The 21,187-nt window shown below is 32.9% G+C and carries 21 protein-coding genes; 9 read left to right on the plus strand and 12 right to left on the minus strand.

The features are described 5' to 3' along the window. The first annotated feature begins 112 nt into the window (after positions 1-112). Both FGM02_RS02955 and FGM02_RS02960 read left to right on the plus strand, forming a co-directional pair. Entirely contained in the window at positions 113-1,156 is a 1,044-nt protein-coding gene (locus FGM02_RS02955) for a LacI family DNA-binding transcriptional regulator (protein WP_139956792.1), read from the plus strand. A 327-nt stretch (positions 1,157-1,483) separates the two neighbouring features. Continuing rightward, a complete protein-coding gene (locus FGM02_RS02960) occupies positions 1,484-1,822 on the plus strand; it encodes a GIY-YIG nuclease family protein (RefSeq protein ID WP_139956794.1) in 339 nt (112 codons plus the stop codon). A 423-nt stretch (positions 1,823-2,245) separates the two neighbouring features. Here FGM02_RS02960 and FGM02_RS02965 read toward each other — a convergent pair whose 3' ends face one another. Then, the gene (locus tag FGM02_RS02965) at positions 2,246-3,043 is read right to left on the minus strand and encodes a DUF2797 domain-containing protein (RefSeq protein WP_139956796.1); all 798 of its coding nucleotides are present in this window, start codon (positions 3,041-3,043) and stop codon (positions 2,246-2,248) included. A 159-nt stretch (positions 3,044-3,202) separates the two neighbouring features. Between FGM02_RS02965 and FGM02_RS02970 the strand changes: the two genes are divergently transcribed. Then, positions 3,203-4,714, plus strand: a complete 1,512-nt coding sequence (locus FGM02_RS02970; RefSeq protein ID WP_139956798.1) for a GH3 auxin-responsive promoter family protein — start codon at positions 3,203-3,205, stop codon at positions 4,712-4,714. Positions 4,715-4,798: 84 nt separating this feature from the next. Continuing rightward, the gene (locus FGM02_RS02975; RefSeq protein ID WP_139956800.1) at positions 4,799-5,977 is read left to right on the plus strand and encodes a carboxypeptidase-like regulatory domain-containing protein; all 1,179 of its coding nucleotides are present in this window, start codon (positions 4,799-4,801) and stop codon (positions 5,975-5,977) included. Positions 5,978-5,983: 6 nt separating this feature from the next. Here the strand turns inward: FGM02_RS02975 and FGM02_RS02980 are convergent, their stop codons facing one another. The 7 genes from FGM02_RS02980 to FGM02_RS03010 form a co-directional block, all read right to left on the minus strand. Beyond that, positions 5,984-6,961 carry a polyprenyl synthetase family protein gene (locus FGM02_RS02980; protein ID WP_139956802.1) on the minus strand — a complete coding sequence of 326 codons (978 nt, stop codon included), beginning with the start codon at positions 6,959-6,961 and terminating at the stop codon, positions 5,984-5,986. A gap of 73 nt (positions 6,962-7,034) precedes the next feature. Next, complete coding sequence (gene rlmN, locus FGM02_RS02985; protein WP_139956804.1) at positions 7,035-8,081, minus strand: 23S rRNA (adenine(2503)-C(2))-methyltransferase RlmN; 1,047 nt, start codon at positions 8,079-8,081, stop codon at positions 7,035-7,037. Positions 8,082-8,232: 151 nt separating this feature from the next. Continuing rightward, the gene (queA, locus tag FGM02_RS02990; protein WP_139956806.1) at positions 8,233-9,282 is read right to left on the minus strand and encodes a tRNA preQ1(34) S-adenosylmethionine ribosyltransferase-isomerase QueA; all 1,050 of its coding nucleotides are present in this window, start codon (positions 9,280-9,282) and stop codon (positions 8,233-8,235) included. A 260-nt stretch (positions 9,283-9,542) separates the two neighbouring features. Continuing rightward, entirely contained in the window at positions 9,543-10,754 is a 1,212-nt protein-coding gene (locus FGM02_RS02995) for a 3-phosphoshikimate 1-carboxyvinyltransferase (protein ID WP_139956808.1), read from the minus strand. 6 nt (positions 10,755-10,760) lie between these two features. Next, entirely contained in the window at positions 10,761-11,012 is a 252-nt protein-coding gene (locus FGM02_RS03000; RefSeq protein ID WP_139956810.1) for a hypothetical protein, read from the minus strand. Next, positions 11,012-11,338, minus strand: a complete 327-nt coding sequence (locus FGM02_RS03005) for a nucleotide pyrophosphohydrolase (protein ID WP_139956812.1) — start codon at positions 11,336-11,338, stop codon at positions 11,012-11,014. Before FGM02_RS03005 ends, FGM02_RS03000 begins: the two co-directional genes overlap by 1 nt. A 156-nt stretch (positions 11,339-11,494) precedes the next feature. After that, on the minus strand, positions 11,495-12,013 hold the full coding sequence (locus tag FGM02_RS03010; protein WP_139956814.1) for a mechanosensitive ion channel domain-containing protein: 519 nt from the start codon (positions 12,011-12,013) through the stop codon (positions 11,495-11,497). A gap of 186 nt (positions 12,014-12,199) precedes the next feature. Here FGM02_RS03010 and corA point away from each other — a divergent pair, with 186 nt between their 5' ends. The 3 genes from corA (at position 12,200) to FGM02_RS03025 (ending at position 15,380) form a co-directional block, all read left to right on the plus strand. Beyond that, the gene (gene corA, locus FGM02_RS03015) at positions 12,200-13,255 is read left to right on the plus strand and encodes a magnesium/cobalt transporter CorA (protein WP_139956816.1); all 1,056 of its coding nucleotides are present in this window, start codon (positions 12,200-12,202) and stop codon (positions 13,253-13,255) included. A 52-nt stretch (positions 13,256-13,307) separates the two neighbouring features. Then, on the plus strand, positions 13,308-14,480 hold the full coding sequence (locus FGM02_RS03020; protein WP_139956818.1) for a cation:proton antiporter: 1,173 nt from the start codon (positions 13,308-13,310) through the stop codon (positions 14,478-14,480). 75 nt (positions 14,481-14,555) lie between these two features. Continuing rightward, positions 14,556-15,380 (plus strand): mechanosensitive ion channel family protein, encoded by an 825-nt coding sequence (locus FGM02_RS03025; RefSeq protein ID WP_139956820.1) that lies wholly within the window; start codon positions 14,556-14,558, stop codon positions 15,378-15,380. Between the two features lie 12 nt (positions 15,381-15,392). On the opposite strand, the gene FGM02_RS03030 is transcribed toward FGM02_RS03025, so the two are convergent. The 3 genes from FGM02_RS03030 to FGM02_RS03040 form a co-directional block, all read right to left on the minus strand. Beyond that, positions 15,393-16,295 (minus strand): mechanosensitive ion channel domain-containing protein, encoded by a 903-nt coding sequence (locus tag FGM02_RS03030; RefSeq protein ID WP_139956822.1) that lies wholly within the window; start codon positions 16,293-16,295, stop codon positions 15,393-15,395. Between the two features lie 3 nt (positions 16,296-16,298). Next, entirely contained in the window at positions 16,299-18,134 is a 1,836-nt protein-coding gene (locus FGM02_RS03035) for a mechanosensitive ion channel family protein (protein ID WP_139956824.1), read from the minus strand. Positions 18,135-18,195: 61 nt separating this feature from the next. After that, positions 18,196-19,083 carry a hypothetical protein gene (locus FGM02_RS03040; protein WP_139956827.1) on the minus strand — a complete coding sequence of 296 codons (888 nt, stop codon included), beginning with the start codon at positions 19,081-19,083 and terminating at the stop codon, positions 18,196-18,198. A 113-nt stretch (positions 19,084-19,196) separates the two neighbouring features. Here FGM02_RS03040 and FGM02_RS03045 point away from each other — a divergent pair, with 113 nt between their 5' ends. Continuing rightward, entirely contained in the window at positions 19,197-19,766 is a 570-nt protein-coding gene (locus FGM02_RS03045) for a DUF502 domain-containing protein (RefSeq protein ID WP_139956829.1), read from the plus strand. Positions 19,767-19,783: 17 nt separating this feature from the next. Here the strand turns inward: FGM02_RS03045 and aat are convergent, their stop codons facing one another. Next, positions 19,784-20,422 (minus strand): leucyl/phenylalanyl-tRNA--protein transferase, encoded by a 639-nt coding sequence (aat, locus tag FGM02_RS03050; RefSeq protein ID WP_139956831.1) that lies wholly within the window; start codon positions 20,420-20,422, stop codon positions 19,784-19,786. A 105-nt stretch (positions 20,423-20,527) separates the two neighbouring features. Here aat and FGM02_RS03055 point away from each other — a divergent pair, with 105 nt between their 5' ends. Continuing rightward, the gene (locus FGM02_RS03055; protein WP_139956833.1) at positions 20,528-21,160 is read left to right on the plus strand and encodes a Crp/Fnr family transcriptional regulator; all 633 of its coding nucleotides are present in this window, start codon (positions 20,528-20,530) and stop codon (positions 21,158-21,160) included. The last annotated feature ends 27 nt before the right edge of the window (positions 21,161-21,187 follow it).

A 21,187-nucleotide genomic window follows, 5' to 3' on the forward strand; every position in this document is an offset into this window, starting at 1 on the left:
TTTTAAGTTTACTAAAAAGAAAACGATACTATTTCAGTCTATTTTTGGATAAAATAAAGCTATTTTTGTAATTATGAAGAAAGTCCTTAAAACTGATTTACCCCAGCAGTCCATGAAAAAAATCACTATTAAAGATATTGCAAGTAAATTTAATGTGTCAATCTCAACGGTATCCAAAGCCTTAAACGACAGTTATGAGATTAGTGATAAGACCAAGGATAAAATTCAAAAATACGCCAAGAAAAAGAACTACAAGCCCAACTTTAATGCTATTAGCTTAAAGAAAAGACGGACTAAAACTATAGGAATTGTTATTCCAAATATGTTGAGTTATTTCTTTGCACAAATTTTTAAAGGTGTTGAAAAAGTTGCCAACGACAATGGTTATAAAATTATTACCTGTATTTCTAATGAATCGTATAAGAAGGAGGTAGAAACCATGGAAATGCTTTCTAACGGTAGTATTGATGGCTTTATTATTTCTATTGCCAAAGAAACAGAACTAAAAAAAGATTATTCACATTTTGAAATGTCTATTAGAGAAGGAACACCAATTGTAATGTTTGATAGAATTGCCACCAGTGTAGGTTGTGACAAAGTTGTTGTTGACGATTACAAAGCTGCTAAAAAAACAGTAAAACACTTGGTAAATACCGGTTGTAAAAACATTGCATTTATCTCCACTATTAGTGATATGAATGTTGGAAAATTACGTTACAATGGGTATGTAAAAGGACTAGAAAAACAAAATATTCCATTTAACAAAAATTTGGTTTTAAACATAGAAGAAGAAGACTACAAAAAATACGAAGACATTATCAAACCATTATTCGACAATAATGAAATTGACAGTGTTATTACTACCAATGAAAAAATAGCAGTAACTGTTTTAAAAATAGCACAAGAAAAAGGTTTTAAAGTACCTGAGAACTTTTCTGTGATCGGTTTTTCTAATGGAATTTTAGCACGTCACTCTTCACCAACACTTACCACGGTGAGTCAACATGGTGAAATAATGGGCGAAGCGGCTGCACAAATGCTGATTGACAAATTAGAGAACAAAAATTTAAACAAGGAAGTGACAACACAAATTATAAAAACCGATTTGGTAGAAAGAAATTCTACCAAACGTTTTGTAGAGTTGTCAAAAGCCTAGGTCTCGACTCCGCTCGACCTGACATAAATCGACTCCGCTAAACCTGATCTAAAATAATTTCTATCAAAACCTAATTTTCTTAAACTAAGAGAGATTTTTAATATTTGTCACCTCGAATGAAGTCGAGAGGCACGCTAGCTTAACTGAAAATATCCTTTAAATACCTGTCACTTCGAGCGCGGTCGAGAGGCATTCATGATCACCCAAGAATAAACTTTAAATACTTGTCTCCTCGAGCGAAGTCGAGAGGCATGCAAGCTTAACCAAAAACAAAATTTAAACACTTGTCACCTCGAGCGCAGTCGAGAGGCAACACCTATTATTGCTATGAAACAATATTATGTATACATATTAAAATGTAGAGATGAATTTCTATATGTAGGAGTTACAAATAATCTTTTTAGAAGATTCACTGAACATAATGAAGGTATTAACAAAAACTGCTTTACCTTCAAGAGAAGACCTGTTGAGCTAATCTTTTATCAAGAATTCAATAGTATTGAACAGGCAATCTTTTATGAGAAAAAAATCAAAAAATGGAGTAGGAAAAAGAAAGTAGCTTTAGCCGAAGGAGACTTTACTCTTTTAAAATTGTTATCCGAATGTCAAAATGAAACACACTCCAAAAATCTAGGTCTCGACTCCGCTCGACCTGACATTAATTGAGTCCACTCGACTTGAATTGACACCAATCAGGCTAACATAAATTAAATTCTATCGAAATCTAAATTTTATTCAACTACGAGCAACCTTTAAATACTTGTCACCTCGAGCCGAGTCGAGAGGCACTCATGATCAACCAAGAACAAACTCTAAATACTTGTCTCCTCGAGCGAAGTCGGGAGGCACTCATGATCAACCAAGAACAACCTTTAAATTCTTGTCTCCTCGAGCGAAGTCGGGAGGCACTCATGATCAACCAAGAACAACCTTTAAATTCTTGTCTCCTCGAGCGGAGTCGAGAGGTATTCAGCTTAACCAAGAACAAACTCTAAATACTTGTCACCTCGAGCGGAGTCGAGAGGCACTCATGATCAACCAAGAACAAACTCTAAATACTTGTCTCCTCGAGCGAAGTCGAGAGGTAGGCTAGCTTACTTGAAGCGAAACCACCAAGCCTTCGTTGTTACGAATATTAAAAACCGTACCATCCTCAAACAATAAATATTGTCCTTTTACACCTTTTAAAACCCCTTGATACGAATGCGCTTTTACCAGGTTTAAACTTTTTATTTTTTCAGGATACTGTAAAACAGGATAATTTAAATCATAAACATCCGAATTATCTTCCAAGAAGTAAGGCAAAACTTCTTCGGGGAGATGTGCCTTCAATTCATTTCTCTTCTCCTGTAAATCGCCAGCTGTAACCACATTTTTCAGCATTTTTTGCCAACTAGTTTTATCGGTTACAAAATCTTTCAATGCAACTTCAGCAATACCCGCTAAATATCTATTTGGGACTTCCAAAATAGCCAAAGCCTTACTTGCTCCTTGATCTATCCAACGTGTAGGCACTTGTGTTTTTCTGGTTACCCCTACTTTTATTTCACTTGAAAGCGCTAAGTACACAATATGCGGCTGTAACTGCACCGCCTTTTCATAGGTCAAATCCCGATCTTCAATTCCTAAATGTGCCTTGCTCAATTCAGGTTTCATAATCCAATCTCCGGCCTGTGCTTGTTCGTAAAAACATTCGTAGCAAAAACCCTGTCTAAATATTTTCTTTTGTTTAGAACAGCACATACATTGGTAGCTTTCAAACTGTAATTCTATAGTTCTATCTAGCAACTGATTTAAATTTAAAAAATCATTCTCCATTTCTAAATAATAAGAAATCGTATCAGAAAACTCTGTCTTCATTTTTTTTAAAACGCCTTTGTACTGCATGCTTTTCGTTTGATATATTCCTTCACATAAATTAATAACTTTTAAATAACACAAGTACACACGATACAATTGCTTCTTAAAAGAATTTCACTAAATTGAACTCGCTAAAGGAATAGCTGTTTTACAAAAACAAATATACCCTAAAATTAACTGAGTGCTATGGCTTTTTTATTTGTTAATTCTATAATTTCATGGTTTCTAAAAAAAAGAAAACATCAAATTGATTTATTCATTAAGTATCCCAATGAAGTTCAAGAAGAGCTACTTCAAGACCTATTAAAAATTGCTCGAAATACCGAAATAGGCAAGCAATACAATTTTAGAAACATCACTTCGTATGAAGATTTTAGCAACAGTGTTCCCATACAGAAATACGAGAGTATTGAAGCTACCATAGAACGTTGTAGAAAAGGGGAACAAAATATTTTCTGGCCTTCCAACATCAAGTGGTTTGCTAAATCTAGTGGAACCACCAATTCAAAAAGTAAATTTATACCTGTTAGCGATGAAGCTATTGAATACTGTCATATCAATGTAGGAAAAGACATGCTTTCCATCTTTTTCAACAACAATCCAGAAGCCGATTTATTTTCTGGTAAAAGTCTAAGACTTGGAGGTTCTAGTGCCATTTACGAAGACAACAACAGTTATTCTGGCGACCTCTCTGCCATCATCATTGAAAACCTTCCTTTTTGGGCAGATATTAGCAGTACCCCAAAACAAGAAATTGCTTTGATGGATGAATGGGAAGCTAAAATGGATGCCATTATTGAAGAAACCATTCACGAAGATATTACCAGTTTGGCTGGAGTCCCCTCTTGGATGCTTGTATTGTTAAACAAAGTATTAGAACGAACAGGAAAAACGAATATTTTAGAAGTTTGGCCAAATCTACAAGTCTATTTTCATGGCGGGGTTAACTTTACTCCTTATCAGGATCAATACAAAAAAATAATTCCAAGTAGCACTTTTAAATACTACGAAACATACAATGCTTCCGAAGGTTTTTTCGCCTTGCAAGACCAAAATAATTCTGATGAATTATTACTAATGCTCGATTATGGAATTTTTTATGAATTTATTCCTATGGACCAATACCAAGGAGAAAATTCCAAAGCCATTTCTATTAAAAACGTAAAATTAAACACCAATTATGCCTTAGTCATCTCAACCAATTCTGGCTTGTGGAGGTACTTAATCGGAGACACCATAAAATTTACCTCGCTACAACCTTACCGAATAAAAATTACCGGCCGTACCAAACATTTCATCAATGTTTTTGGTGAAGAATTAATTATTGAAAACACAGAAGCTGCTTTGCAAATAGCCTGCAACAAAAGTGGCGCAGAAATTACAGAATATACAGTAGCGCCAATTTTTATGAAAGGAACCGACAATGGGGCGCACGAGTGGATGATTGAATTTAAAACAGCACCTACAGACCTTCATAAATTTTCAAACTACTTAGACAAGGCTTTGCAAAACATAAATTCAGACTACGAAGCAAAGCGTTACAAAGACATGACGCTTGCTTTTCCTACCATTCACACCGCTAAAAAAGGCTTATTTTACGATTGGCTCAAATCACAAAAGAAAATGGGCGGCCAACATAAAATCCCTCGTTTATCCAACAATAGAAGACTCTTAGAAGAATTGTTAGAAAAAAACTAAACTATACAAAATCTAGACAATGCAATTTATTCAGCCTATCAAAGGAAAAAAAGTTGTAACTTTAAGCTTTATCAAATTTTATCTATGCAAACCAAATACATTTTCCACAGCACATTTATTGCGCTTTTTATTTCCTTATTTCAATTAACCGCACAAACCAAAAAAATAGAACTGAATGGAGTCATTGAGGACGAAACTCAAATGACCATTCCCTATGCTTCCGTAAGTATTGTTTCGAAAAGTAAAGGTACCTCCAGTAATGATGAAGGAGAGTTTTCGTTTAGCGTTTCCAACAATGAAATGCAAGATACTTTGACTATATCTTCATTAGGATACAATTCTGTTAAAATAACAGTAGAAGAATATATTGCAAAACAGGAAAAAAAAATCATCCTAAAAGAAAGCGCGGTAATGATGGATGATGTGGAACTTTTAAGCGCCAAACAATATGTTTTAAATGCCTTAAAAAATCTAAAGAAAAACACTTTGAGCTCCTCTCATGTAAAGGAAATTCTATTTAGAAGAGCTACCACAGAAAGTACAAAAGCAAAATTTTTTGTAGAAAACTATTTAAAATATCGAGATCGAGGCCCGGCAAGTGGTGTTGGAAGAGTTCAGGTAACCCAAGCAAGAAAATCAGCAGATTATAGAGTTTGGAAAGCCAAAGACTGGCATCATTCTATAAATGCCATGCTGCAATTAAACCCATTACGACCTATTGAAGGACAACATAGAAGAAATTTAAAAAAATTCGATTGGAAAAGAGATGGAAATTCCTCTTATGAAGGAGAAGATGTTTTAATTATCAAAGGTCAGAACCCTAAAATAGACTGGGAAACAATTACTTTTTATATTGGAATAGATAGCTATAAAATATACAAAATAGAAAGAGGTCGTACTTTATACTTATACAAAAATCATAAAAGTGGAAAACTTGTTTTAAATTATTTTAAAAATGAATGGGTTTTTAAAGAGGATTTAGTACCAAAAGCTTACCGAAGCACAATTGCTAAAAGAACATCATTAAAGCTAGAAGCCTTAATCTTTTCTGTTGAAACAGATAAGAAAAAAATGAGACTAAGAGATTATGGAATTGATTTAGACATGGCAGCAATTGATTTACCTTATGATGTCGATTTTTGGAATAGTTTAAGTTTACCACCTGATACAAAATTTTACAAAAAAATAAAATCGGAATTAGAAGGGCTTTACGGTGTGAAGCTTGAAACGCAATTCGACTTAGTAAACAAAAAGAAACGCTAAAACTACTTATTTTTTTCTATTGACCACGTAATCAATCATGGTCAATAGAGAAGATTTGTATTGAGATTCTGGATAAGTATTTAAAATTGCCAAGGCTTTATTTTTATACGTTTCCATTTTTTCAATAGTATACTCTATACCACCATTTTCTTTTACAAAATTGATAACTTCTTTTACTCGTTTCTTATCAGTATTGTGTTTTTTCACCGAATTGATCAACCACTTTTTATCCTTTTCAGAACAAGTATTTAAAGTATGAATTAAGGGCAAAGTCATTTTTTGTTCTTTGATATCGATTCCTGTAGGTTTACCAATATTTGAATCTGTATAATCGAATAAATCATCTTTTATTTGAAAAGCAATACCAATCAATTCTCCAAATTCATGCATTTTTTTAATTTCTTCATCTGAAGCACCCACCGAAGCGGCACCAATTGCACAACAAGCAGCTATTAAAGTTGCTGTTTTCTGACGAATAATTTCAAAATACACATCCTCGGTAATATCCAAACGACGTGCTTTTTCTATTTGTAACAGTTCCCCTTCGCTCATTTCACGAACCGCGACTGAAATTAATTTTAAAATATCAAAATCTTCATTATCAATAGAAAGCAACAAACCTTTCGACAATAAAAAATCGCCTACTAAGACGGCAATTTTATTTTTCCACAAGGCATTGATGGAAAAGAATCCTCTTCGTCGGTTGCTATCATCTACCACGTCATCATGCACCAAAGTTGCTGTATGAATCAATTCAATAACAGAAGCGCCTCTATAGGTACGATCCTCAAAACCTCCTTTAGACACCATTTTGGCGACCAAAAAAACGAACATAGGACGCATTTGCTTTCCTTTTCTTCTTACAATGTAGTAGGTAATTCGGTTCAGCAAAGGAACCTTGCTAAGCATTGCCTCTTTGAATTTTTCTTCAAAGAGTTCCATCTCTTTATTGATGGGATATTTTATTTGCTCAACTGCTTTCATTAAGTGGATAAAAATAAGAATTTTATTCTGTAGGAGACCTTAAATATTAAATTGTTTCTTAGAGAATATCAAATTAATTTCCACTCTTATTCGCCAATTGGCCACAAGCTGCATCGATATCTTTTCCTCTACTTCGTCGTACATTGACCACTATATCATTCATTTCCAACACGCTTACATAATCTGAGATTGCTTTCTTACTTGCTTGTTGAAATTCACCATCATCAATAGGGTTGTATTCAATAATATTTACTTTGGATGGTATGTACTTGCAAAACTTTACCAAGGCTCTAATAGCCTCTCTGTTGTCGTTAATTCCTTCCCAAACCACATATTCATAGGTCACTGCTCGTTGGGTTTTTTCATACCAATATTCTAAAGATTCTTTTAAATCTTTTAAAGGAAAATTCACATTAAAAGGCATAATTCGAGTTCGAACCTCATCAATAGCAGAATGCAAAGAAACCGCTAAATTAAATTTTACACCGTCATCAGCTAATTTTCGAATCATTTTAGGCACACCAGAAGTTGAAACCGTAATTCGTTTTGGAGACATTCCCAAACCTTCGGGAGAGGTGATTTTTTCAATAGAAGCCAATACATTTTTATAGTTCATCAAGGGTTCGCCCATTCCCATAAAAACAATATTAGACAATTTGTGGTTGTAATACAGCAAACTTTCTTGATTGATAGCCGCTACCTGATCGTAAATTTCATCAGGATTTAAATTACGCATGCGTTTTAAACGAGCTGTTGCACAAAACTTACAATCTAAACTACAACCTACCTGGCTAGAAACACAAGCGGTGGTTCTGGTGTCTGTTGGAATTAATACCGACTCTACCACCAAACCATCGTGTAATTTTACGGCATTTTTCACCGTTCCATCACTACTTCGTTGCATGTCATCAACTTTTATATGATTGATGACAAAACTAGCTTCTAACATTTCTCTAGTTTGCAAAGAAATATTGGTCATGGCCTCAAAAGAATGTGCTGACTTGCTCCACAGCCATTCATAAACCTGATTCCCTCGAAAGGCTTTGTCTCCATTTTCTACAAAAAAATCTCGTAATTCCTCTTTTGTAAGGGCGCGAATGTCTTTCTTTTTAAGGGTCATTTTAAAAATAGATTTCAGGTTAAGCAATATTTCAGCCAATAGCGGTAAAACTGCTTGGCAAAAATACGAATTGTAATATTGAATATTTATAAAAAATCCTGTATCTAAATTGATACAGGATTTTAGTAGTATATAAAATGCAAGAAATTGATTAGATAATCAACATTGCATCTCCGTAAGAGTAAAATTTGTATCCTTCTTTAACCGCTTCCTCATAAGCTTCCATTAAGAAATCATAACCCGCAAAAGCAGCAGTCATCATCATTAAAGTAGATTTAGGTGTATGGAAATTTGTAATCATACAGTTTGCGATACTAAAGTCGTAAGGAGGGAAAATAAATTTATGTGTCCAACCATCAAAAGGATTTAATTTTTGATTTGAAGAAACTGAAGATTCTACAGCTCTCATAACCGTTGTTCCAACAGCACAAACTCTTTTCTTATCACGAATTACTTGATTCACTTTATCTGCAGATTCTTGCGAAATAAAAGCTTGTTCAGAATCCATTTTATGTTTCGATAAATCTTCTACCTCAACCGGGCTAAAGGTTCCTAAACCAACATGCAAAGTCAACGCTTCAAAATCAACACCTTTAATTTCCAAACGTTTCATTAAATGTTTAGAAAAGTGCAAACCAGCAGTAGGAGCCGCAACAGCACCTTCATTTTTTGCATAAATTGTTTGGTAACGTTCTGCATCCATTTCCTCTACATCTCTTCGGATGTATTTAGGTATAGGTGTTTCTCCTAAAGAAGTTAATTTTTCTCTAAATTCTTCATAAGAACCATCAAATAAGAAACGTAAGGTACGTCCTCTAGAAGTTGTATTGTCAATTACCTCAGCAACCAAACTTTCGTCGTCACCAAAAAATAATTTATTTCCTATTCTTATTTTACGAGCTGGATCTACCAACACATCCCAAAGTCTGTTTTCTGCATTTAATTCTCTTAATAAGAAAACTTCAATTCTAGCTCCCGTTTTTTCTTTGTTTCCAAACAAACGTGCTGGAAAAACTTTCGTGTCGTTTACCAACATCAAATCTCCATCATCAAAATAGTCGATCAAATCTTTAAACATCTTGTGTTCAATAGTTTGTTCTTTTCTATTTAATACCATTAAACGAGCCTCATCTCTGTGCTCTGCAGGGTATTCTGCTAATAATTCATCTGGTAACTCAAAGTTAAATGCTGATAATTTCATTTGATAGTTTTAGTAAAATGACCGCAAAGATACAACATCGCAATAGGCGTTGTCAAGTGTTTTACGGTTTAATTTCAAAATAAACAAACAATCCTGTTCTTTATTTGAAAAATAGCCCTTTTTACTTAGCTTGTAAGCGTCACTTTCTTATTGGGTACTGAATTGATTTTCGAAATTCATAAAAATACCTAACAACTATAAAGCTGTTAGGTATTTTTAAATAGATACTTTTTATATTTTGCTAAAGGCTAATTCCTCAATTATTGAAACTTTGCAAAATCTTCCCAAAAAGTTGGGTACGATTTAGAAACCACATCCGACTCTTCAATTAAAATAGTTGTTTTTAACAAAAGCGGCGCAAAAGCCATCGCCATTCTATGATCTTGATAGGTTGCAATAGAAACTTCACTGTTTATTTTTATTGCTGCTTTTAAATGCAATGTTTCGTCAGTTACAGAAATTTCTGCACCTAATTTTGTCAACTCATTTTGCAAAGCAACCAAACGATCTGTTTCTTTAATTTTTAAGGTATGTAATCCCGACAAATCACAAGAAATTCCCATTCCGAAACAAGTAACCGCAATGGTTTGAGCAATATCCGGAGCTTTTATTAGATCGAAAGAAACATGCTCTGGATTTTTAAATCCTTCTATTTTCTCTAACAAAATAGTATTGGTTAAAAAGGTGGTTTTTACACCAAAACTTTTATAAATCTCCGCCAATACAGAATCTCCTTGAAGGCTTTCTTTTTTATAGGCTGATAATTCTATTTTTCCGTTGGCAGACATGGCCACCAAACTGTAGTAATAAGAAGCTGAACTCCAGTCCGACTCCACGGTAATCGTAGTATCTTCAATTGTTGCTTTTGGAGCTACTTTAATCAATTGCCCTTCAAAAGAAGTTTGCACACCCAAAGTATTTAGCAAACCTAAAGTCATTTGAATATAAGGAATAGAAGTAATTGCTCCTTCAAATTCCAATTCAATTCCGTTTTCTAAACTTGGTGCAATTAATAAAATAGACGAAACATATTGACTGCTTACATTTCCATTAATTCTAACTTTTCCGCCAGCTAGTTTTGTTCCTTTAATTCGCAAAGGTGCAAAACCGTCGTTTTCTATATAGCTAATATCTGCCCCTAAAGTTCTAAGCGCATCCACCAAAATTCCAATAGGTCTTTCTTTCATACGCCCCGATCCTGTTAAAATAACATCAGAGCCTACTTTGGTCGACAATAAACTGGTTAAAAAACGCATTGTAGTACCGGCGTGTCCTATGTTTATTTCTTCGCCTTTGTTTGCCAATGCTTTCAACATTAAATTGCTGTCATCAGAATTTGACAAATTTAATATGTCCAAATTCGGATACAATTGTTGTAATATTAACAAACGATTGGATTCACTTTTTGATCCTGTAATTTTTATTTCTTGCTGAACCTCTCCTGTAAAGTGGTTTAATTTTAAAGTACTCATAGTAAATTATCTAAGATTTTTTCTTTCTCTTCTTCTAGAGAAAAATGCCATTGCTGCTCCGTAAATTACAGCAAACACTAATTTATTTATAACATATTGCACCCAAGATCCGTCTTCAAAACTTTCTGAAATAGCATCTAAATTTTCGTATTGCATAAACTGCACAAGTGTCATTATAATAGCAATAACCACTAAAAAAACAAGAGTAAAACGCAAGGCTACTTTCCAAAAAGGCACTTCTAATAAATTATTCGACATTATTTAAGTTTTTCATTGTTATGGTGGCGATCGTGATCTCTTTTTGTTTTTAGATCTAGTTTTTTATCAAATGCCTCTTGCAAATCAATTCCTGTCTGATTTGCCAAACACAAAACAACAAACAAAACATCTGCCAATTCTTCTCCTAAATCTTTGTTCTTATCACTCTCTTTTTCGCTCTGCTCTCCATATCTTCTTGCAATAATTCGAGCCACTTCTCCTACTTCTTCGGTAAGCTGAGCCATATTCGTCAATTCATTGAAATAACGAACACCGTGGTTCTTAATCCAATCATCCACCATTTTTTGAGCACTAGTAATCCCCATAATCTCTAAGTTTTATTTAGAGCAGCAAATATAACTCGACTAATTGAATTTAAGAATTTTTAAGCGACTAAATAATACCTATTTACAGAACTGGATTCTTAAAAATAAAATTGAACTTAAGCAAATATTTCTCTTTTTGTTCAAAAGAAAAAAGACCTACAATTGCTCATCAAAATCTAATTCTTTTTTAGATAAAATTTCTATTCCTTTTTGAATAACCATGGTATTGGGAAGTGTAATATACTCTCCTTTATCAGTCTTCATAAAAAAATAAAAACCTGTAATATCAATCACTTTTCCTGACCAATCAAAATCCTTGTCTAAAATTCGGATTCGATCACCAATTCTAACAGGGTGACTAAAAAATAAGATGACACTGGCTGTTAAATTTGAAAGAATAGACCATTGCGCAAAAAAACCAACCCCTAAAACGGCCAATATAGAAGAAAGGAAAACCGTAAATTGATTTAGATTAACACCCCAAATAATTGCCATAGAAAAGCCAAACAAGGAGAAGAGCACTAAATAACCTAGATTGATTATTATTTTTTTTCTATTCAAATCTATCGATCGGATAATGCTAAATTTTTTAACCGAGAATTTCAACAATTGTATGATTGCTATTAGCAAAAAACAAAATACGATTGAAATGATAATTTCTTTATTTAAGTCCATAAAACCAGTATTTACAAAAAAATAATTGCGCTTGCAAATTGGCTGCAAAACGTTGACAAATGTAAATAATTAGTGCTATAATTAAATAGCTTATTTTTAATAGTTGGAAAAAAAATGATATCTTAAACCATGTTGCAGCATTCAGAAAATACTGTATCATTGTTTCTTTAAAAAGAGCCCTATTTTATGAGTAAAAATATTTCTAGAAAAAACGGACTTATCCCTGGTTCCATGGTTTATATTGGTAACAAAACCGATAGCGAACTGTATATTGAAGTTTTTAATTATGATAAAAATACCGTTGAAACAAAAGAGTTTGAAAAGGTTTCAGATGTTCTGTCTTTTGAGATTCCAGATCAGGTTACTTGGGTAAATCTGTATGGCTTAAATCATGTGGATGAAATTGAAAAATTATGCAGCCATTACAAAATACATCCATTGGTAATGGAGGATATTATCAACACCAAGCAACGTCCAAAAAACGACGACTATGAGGGCTATTTATTTACCGTTCTTAAAATGCTTTATTTTGACAAAGACGGACAGCTAAAAATTGAAAACGTAAGTATGGTTTTGGGAGCCAACTACTTGCTAACTTTTCAAGAAGATGAAGGAGATGTTTTTGAACACATAAGAGAAAGATTGCTTTTAAACAAAGGAAGAATTAGGGGACAAGGTTCCGATTATCTTCAATACGCATTGATGGATGCGATTATTGATAATTATTTTAGTTTGATTGAAACCATGGGTGAAAAAATAGAAGTTTTGGAAGATTTGCTGTTTGAAAACAATTCTGAATCTAATATTATTTCTGAAATACAAGCTCTGAAACGTGAAATATTAAAAATTAGACGCGCCGTTTTTCCACTAAGAGAAGTGATTAGTAAAATAGAAAAAAGCGACAGTCCGCTTATTCATGAAAAAACACAATTGTACCTAAGAGATCTTTACGATCACATCATTCATGTTTCTGAAAGTGTTGATATTTATAGAGAAATGATTTGGGGAATTATGGATATGTACATGTCTACCATTAGCAACAGAATGAATGAGGTAATGAAAGTACTTACTATTATCGCTACTATTTTTATACCTCTTACTTTTATTGCTGGTATTTATGGAATGAATTTTAAATACATTCCAGAGCTAGAGCATGAAAACGGTTATTTTATTTTATGGGGCGTTATGCTTGTTGTATTTGCAGGAATGGTTTATTATTTTAAAAGAAAAAAATGGCTTTAAATTTAAAATTCAAACCAAACAACTCATAAAAGTTCCTTCAAAAAAATAAAAAATGGTATTTCTAGCCGCTGTTAATCACAATTTATCCAGTTTTGTACTATTGGGAATTGTGGTCATTCTTATAGGAATGATTTTACGTCATTTTAAACAACCTTACATCATTGCTTATATTTTAGCTGGTGTTCTTATTGGGAAACATGGTTTTAAAATGCTAACTGATGAAGACATAATTCATGTTATTGGTGAATTTGGGCTGATTTTATTGTTGTTTTTTATCGGAATGGAAATCAGTTTATTAAACCTCGTAAAAAACTGGAAAATCCCGACTTTTGGAACACTTATTCAAATTGGTGCAAGTTTAGTTGTGGTTGCCATTATTGGTTCATTTTTTGGATGGAACGTAAACAGAATTGTCGTTTTAGGATTTATTATGAGTCTGAGTAGCTCGGCAGTAATCATAAAATTATTACAGGACAATAATGAAAGTCAGACAACCGTTGGTAAAAACGTTATTGGTATTTTATTGATGCAGGATATTTTAATTGTGCCCTTGTTAATTATTACCAACTATTTAGGCGGCAATGCTCCTTCCAAACAAGAAATAGCTTTACAAATTACAGGGGGTATTTTAATCACCTTAGGTATTCTTTGGATTTTAAAAAAGAAAGAATTTTCCTTGCCTTATTCTGAAGAACTAAAAAACGACCACGAACTGCAAGTCATATTTGCTTTTATTGTCTGTTTTGGTTTTGCCGTAGCTACCGCATTTTTCGGACTATCCGCTGCGTTAGGAGCTTTTGTTGGTGGTATGGTTGTAAATGCATCAAAATCTACAGAATGGTTTCACCACAGCTTACACTCTTTTAGGATTTTATTTGTCGCCATCTTTTTTGTTTCCATTGGTATGCTAATCGACTTAAAATTTTTAATGGAGCATATTAAAATTGTCGGACTTTTATTATTTGCCGTCTACTTTTGCAATCACCTCATCAATACGCTGGTTATTTATTATTTCGGAAAAAACTGGAAAGACAGTCTGTATGGCGGTGCATTATTAGCTCAAATTGGTGAGCTTAGTTTTCTATTAGCTTCCAGTGCTTTTTATTCAGGTATTGTTTCTGACTTTGAATACCAACTAACCATTATTGTCATTTCACTGACTTTATTAATTAGCCCTTTTTGGATTGCTACAACAAAAAAGCTACTGCTCCTTATGAAAAATTAAAGCTGGACTAGTTATGGAAAGAAATCCTTTGTACTTTTACATATATTAAAGTCCTTTAAACAAATAGCCCTTAGAATGGATGCAGTCAATACATTTTTAAATATCTCTATTCCTTTTGGTACAGATGTTCATATTTCTATAAAATCGATATTGCTAACTGTACTTCTGTTTTTTATAGCTTCTATGGTGTTACGAGCTATTCGAAAAATTGTGACTCGAAAACTATCAGATGATGATAGTTTGAAATTCATTAATTTCTTTGCTTACATCAAATACTTTATCTTTTTAATCATCTTTTTGGTGACCTTAAACAATAGCGGGGTTGAAATTACCGCTATTCTTACAGGTGCTGCTGCCTTAATGATTGGTGTTGGTTTGGCCTTGCAGACTTTATTTCAAGATATTATTAGTGGTGTACTCATATTGGTTGATCAGTCATTACAAGTAAATGATGTTATTGAACTGGAAGGAAAAACAGGAAAAGTAATCAGTGTTAATTTAAGAACCACGAGAATGCTGACTACTTCTAATAAAATATTAATCATTCCGAACCATTTATTTTTAACAAATACTTTATACAACTGGACACAAAATGAAGTCGTAGTAAGAGAAATGGTAAAAGTTGGTGTAGCCTACGGAAGTGATGTTGCTTTGGTTAGAGATCTTTTATTAGAAGCTGCAAATTCTGTAGATAGTGTTTTAAAAAACCCAGCACCTACCGTTCTTTTTACTGAATTTGGCGACAGTTCATTGAACTTCCAATTAGCCGTTTCTTTAAAAGACAGTTTTATAGCCAGAATGCCCAAAAGTGAATTGCATTTTAAAATTGATGAATTGTTTAGAAAACACAATATAACCATACCATTTCCTCAAAGAGATGTACATATTTACAAACACTAAACTTTGCACTACTTACTCTGCATCATTTTTATGAATATTGGTAATTTCTAAAGTACTTGTACCAATCATAATTATAGCATCATATTTTGCAATTTCATCGAGTATTTTTGTAAACATCACATCTTTAGTGCTTCGTCTATTTTTATAATCAACAATATAGCGAATGGTAAAGGTGATCCAGTTTTCATCAAAAACTAAGGTTACTACAGGATTTACATTGGCTTCTTCCACTCGAAACTTATTGGCTAATTCTTGCCAACTTTTTCTACTTCTATCTGCAAAATCACCGCAAACTTCATTGGCCACATCGGCAAATACTTTTTTTGCTGTATGGTAATCACTTTCTGTACGAATAGGAATGGTAATTTCATCCCATAAAAAAGGATATTCACTAGAATAATTATGCACTTTCTCTTTAAAAATAAAACTATTGGTTAGTGTTACAATTCTACCATTGTACAAATCGCCATTTACCCAATCTCCTATTTCCATAAGTGTGGTATTTAGCACGCCAATATCCACAATATCTCCTTTTACATCTCCAATTTTTACGCGCTGTCCAATTTGAACAGCATTGGTAGTAACAATATTTACCCAACCTGCAATACTGATAATAACCTCTTGCAGAGCAAAAGCAATTCCTGCCCCAGCAACTCCCATTGCCGTTCCAATATTCCCTAATTTATCATTGTAAACAAATAAAACAATGGCAATAAACAGGATATAACTAAACAGGTTGATAATTTTTCTCGTCTTGTACTTATTATCCGTACTTCTTACTTTCTTATTTAAGTTTTTTAAAATTATTTTACTAATAATACTAACTATCACAACCCCAATAAAAATTATCAGTAATCGTCTTAAGCTATCACTCTCTGCAAGTTCTTTTAAAAAAAGTATCACTTCATTTTCCATAGGTTATTTTTTATCTGTAATATAATTTGGAGGAATGGTCAAACCACTTCCGTCTCTTTCTGCACGGTAATGCGGTGATAAAATTTCAATTTGTGCCGAGTTAAAATTATCCTGAATATTTGCATGAATTTCCGAATAGGTTTTTGCCGACAATTTCGGTTTTTTAGTATACGCATTCAACTCATAACTCACATAAAAATCGTCCAAACTTGTTTGTAACACAAACGGTTTTGGGTCGTCTAATACATTTTTAGCACTCGTTGCAGCACTGATCAGCAACTCATGAACTTGAGGCCAAGGAACATCATAACCAATGGTAACCGTTGTATGTAAAATTAAACCTAGGTTGGTTGCACTAGAACTATAATTAATGGTACTACCATTTAAAATAGATGCATTTGGAATGGTAATATCTTCATTTTTAGCGGTTCTAATTCTGGTTACCAACATAGTTTTTTCAATAACATCTCCCGTAGTATCTGCAATCTTAACACGATCTCCAATTTTAAAAGCACGCATATAAGTAATCACCAAACCAGCAATAATATTTCCAATTGCAGAAGAAGATCCTAGTGAAATTAACACCCCTAAAAATACACTTACCCCTTGAAATACGTTGGAATCACTTCCTGGTAAATAAGGAAAAATAACCACAAACGAAAAAGCATAAATGATGATTTTTAATAAATTGAAGGTAGGCTTTGCCCAATCAGGATAAAAACCTGGAATTTTCAACTTTTTCTTTTCAATTTCCAAAGCCAAAAACCCTAAAAATCGAACGATAGATTTGGCTACAAAAATGATAATCACAATGGCTATCAATGATGGAATAAAGCTAACAAAACCAAAAAAGATGTTTTTTAGCGGACTAGAAATTAAACCGATTAAAGTATCTGCTATGCTTTTGGTACTTGGAAAAATACTAAAAACCACAGGCAATGATAAATACAAAACAAAGGCGATGACAAAGTATCGGAATACCTTAAATAAAAAGTCGATAATTTGAAGCTCTCGTTCTGTCGACAAGAATTCATAATTTTTAAATTTAATTCCCTTTATATTGTGTTTGAATTTTAGTTTTATTTTTTCATTGACATATTTAATTCCCTTGTTCAAATATTTTATTAAAAAATAAAATATCAGAATGGTTAACACCAATACCACAATACGTATTATCAAGGCAAAGAAATTATTCTGTGCTTGGTAATCTTTAATTTTTACCACCAACAAAGCACGTAAACTTTCTGCTATTTCTTTTTTAGGCTTGTCTTCCCAAAAAGCATCCTTATTGGTAATACTGGTAATAATTACGTCTCCATGAATCAAGTCAAAAGAATCCTCTCCTTCTTCAATAATTAATAATTCTTCTTTATAACTATTGTTATTGATAAGGTTTTCTAATTTATGTTGAATTCTTTCTGCACGTTCTGAAGGAGAAAAAGAACCCAACTTCGAATAGATATAATACACCGTATCTTTAAAAAAGAGCACAGGAACCCCTTTCGCATTGGCACGCAAAGAATCTATTTCTTGTTTGGCTTTTAAATCTCTAGAGACTTGTACGTTTTTTAAAGAATCTATTTTAAACTGCAAACGTGCTTTCTTTCTTTTATCACGAGTGGTAAGTTCATTAATTTGTTGTTGCAACACTATTTGCTGAATACTATCAGACATATTGATAGAATCAATAGCCGACATCATTTTTTTTGTTTGGTCTTGTTGCGTATTTAGAATGGAATCTTTTTTTGCATTTGGAATAGAATCATTTTGCGAAAAAGCAATTGTAGAAAAAAAGAAAACGAGTAAGGTTAAAAAAGACGTTTTAACTGCTGCTGTCATAATTGGTTATTTTGTAAAGAAATATACAATATAAATTATTGATATATATAAACCTTTGTTGCTAAAATGTAAATAAAGAATAACCTAAAGACAGGCCTAGCCAAGGTTTTGAATTGTATTTCCACTGGTTGGTATGTTTTCCCAAACCTAAATCCGTACCTGCTGTGATACCAAAGGTGAATTTTTGATAAGAATATAGAAACCCCATTCCCACAGAAATCAATGCAGTTCTTTGAACTTTTTCTTCATCGTTTTCATCTAAATAATTAAATTCCAAGTTATCTGTTCCTAAAAAAACACCTGTGGTAAATTTAGAATCGTAACTTTCATTGTCCACTTTTTCTCGAAACACAAATTTGGTAACTCCCCAAGTATAGCCAAACAAAGCACCTAAGTTTGCTCCTGTACTAAATTCTACTTCATCAGCAAATCTAATTTTCAAAGGCACACTTAACGCATTAAAAGACCACTGGCGAAATGTAAGCGAAATTGCTTGTCTATTTTTCAATTCAAAAAAGTAATAAATATCTCTATTCAAATAATCAGTTGTATCTACTTTTGCCAACCAAGGATTTATATAAATTCTATTGTCCACAAATTTCACATTCCCTTTGATACGCCCAACATTTGGTTTAAATATTTTCGTCCAAACACTCGGTTTCTTATTAATCCCTATTTCATTAAACTTCACGTTTTTATAGAGCGATTCTGTTTGAATAAAATCATCGCTGTCTTTTGTTTTCAACTTTAAGACCGTCTCTTTTTTAGCCAGTTTTGTTTTTAAACTTACTTTATCTTTATTTCGTTTGGTCAAATTTTCTGACGCTGGCTTTTCAGGAATATAATACCGTTTTTTATAGGAGTCTTGTGCATAATTTACATAGCTGCAAAATAGCAAAATCAAGGTAAAGGCTGTTTTCATCGTTTTAAAGCTGTACTTTCGATTCATATTTTTATTTTAACAATCAAAGCTTGCTTTTCTAAGTGGCCTTTTTGATTTCAACATGAAAATAATAATTATTTTTGATATCAAACCAGAACAAACACTTTATTATAACTCTTATGAACAAATTAATCACCTATTTTATTCAAGGTCTACTGTATATTGCTCCAATAGGAATCACCGCATATGTTATTTACAATATATTGATCTTTATTTACGACAACTCACAACAACTCATCAATGCTCTTTTTGGTATAGAAGTTCCAGGTTTAGGAGTTGTAGCTATCGTTCTTTTTTTAATACTGGTGGGTTTCTTAGGAAAAACAATTATTGCCAAACCTTTAAAAGCCATCTTCAGAAAAATACTCACAAAAATTCCCTTATTAAATTTTATTCATAGTGCTTTAAACGATTTATTTTCTGCTTTTGTTGGAAAGGACAAAAAATTTAACAAACCTGTTTTGGTAAAAATCAATCACGAATCCAATCTTGAAAAATTAGGATTTGTTACAGAAGAAGATTTATCTGCCTTAGGTTTAAACGGAAAAGTAGCGGTGTATTTTCCACATTCTTATAATTTTTCTGGTGAATTATTTATTGTGGATGCAAGTTCCGTTTCTCAATTAAACATCGATTCTAGTAAAGTCATGAAGTTTATTGTATCGGCTGGAGTTACAGGTTGGAAATAACACAAGCACTGTTAACCCTACTGTTCAAGCAGTTGTCTAAAAATAGCTCTTGGAATTTCTTCAGCACCCAAACTCGCCAAATGATCGTTATAGACTTGGCAATCTATGAGTTTGTAATTTTCTTTTTCTAATTTCTGAGCAAGGCTAATAAAGGCTACTTTTGAAGCATTGCTCTTTTTACTAAACATGCTTTCTCCGCAAAAAACATCACCCAAATCAACACCATACAAACCACCTACCAACTCTTCACCACACCAAACTTCTACCGATTTTGCGATTCCTTTTTTATGCAATTCTATATAGGCATTTTGCATATCATCGGTAATCCAAGTTCCCAATCCGTCACCGCGTTCTATCGACTTGCATTGATAAATAACTTCTTCAAAAGCTGTGTTAAAAGTGACCGTAAAAATTTTATCTCGTAACACTTTACGCATGCTTTTTGAAATTTTCAATTCGTCAAAAAACAACACCATTCTAGGATCCGGACTATACCAAATAATAGGTTCTCCTTCAGAATACCATGGAAAAATTCCATTTGTATAGGCGTTTATCAATCTTTCCGAAGACAAATCTCCACCCAAAGCCAAAACACCGTCTTTGTTTGCATTTTCAATATCCGGAAAATTCTTATTCTTATCTGAAAGCCATACCATGCCGCAAAAATATGGAAAGAAATACTTGTTTTTACATCAGTCTTCAACTAATTATAGTAAATTAGTCTCTGCTTTACAAACTAATTTTATGCTGTACTTTTTGATATGCTTGAAGAACTAAAAAAACATTATGGATATCTTTTTGAAGACCAACTCTTAGAAGAAATTAACAACGTAAGTACGCTAAAAGACATTCCCGAAGGAACCAAAATAATTGAGGTAGGTCAAACCTTAAGTAAAATGCCTTTGTTGCTAGAAGGAGCTATAAAAATACTTAGAGATGACGACAAAGGAGATGAATTGCTATTGTATTTTTTAGAAAAAGGAGATACCTGCGCCATGACCTTAACTTGCTGTACCGGAAATGCAAAAAGTGAAATTAAAGCCATTACGGAAATTGACACCAAACTTATTATGGTACCTATTCAATACATGGAAATTTGGATGGGTAAGTACAAATCGTGGAGAGATTTTGTTTTACAAAGCTACCAAGCAAGAATGTTGGAATTATTAGATACCATTGATAAAATTGCCTTTTTAAAAATGGACGAACGCCTTTTAAACTACTTAAAAGACAAAGCCATGATCAATGGAAACACCCTAATAAAAACTACACATCAAGAAATCGCTTATGAATTGCACACCTCTCGTGTGGTGGTTTCTAGACTCTTAAAAAAGTTAGAACAACAAAAAATCATCATTCTACATAGAAATTCACTTGAACTATTGAATATTTAAAAGCACTGTAACAATTGTTACTGTCAG

Source organism: Flavicella sediminum, assembly GCF_006381105.1.
Classification (GTDB): Bacteria; Bacteroidota; Bacteroidia; order Flavobacteriales; family Flavobacteriaceae; genus Flavicella; species Flavicella sediminum.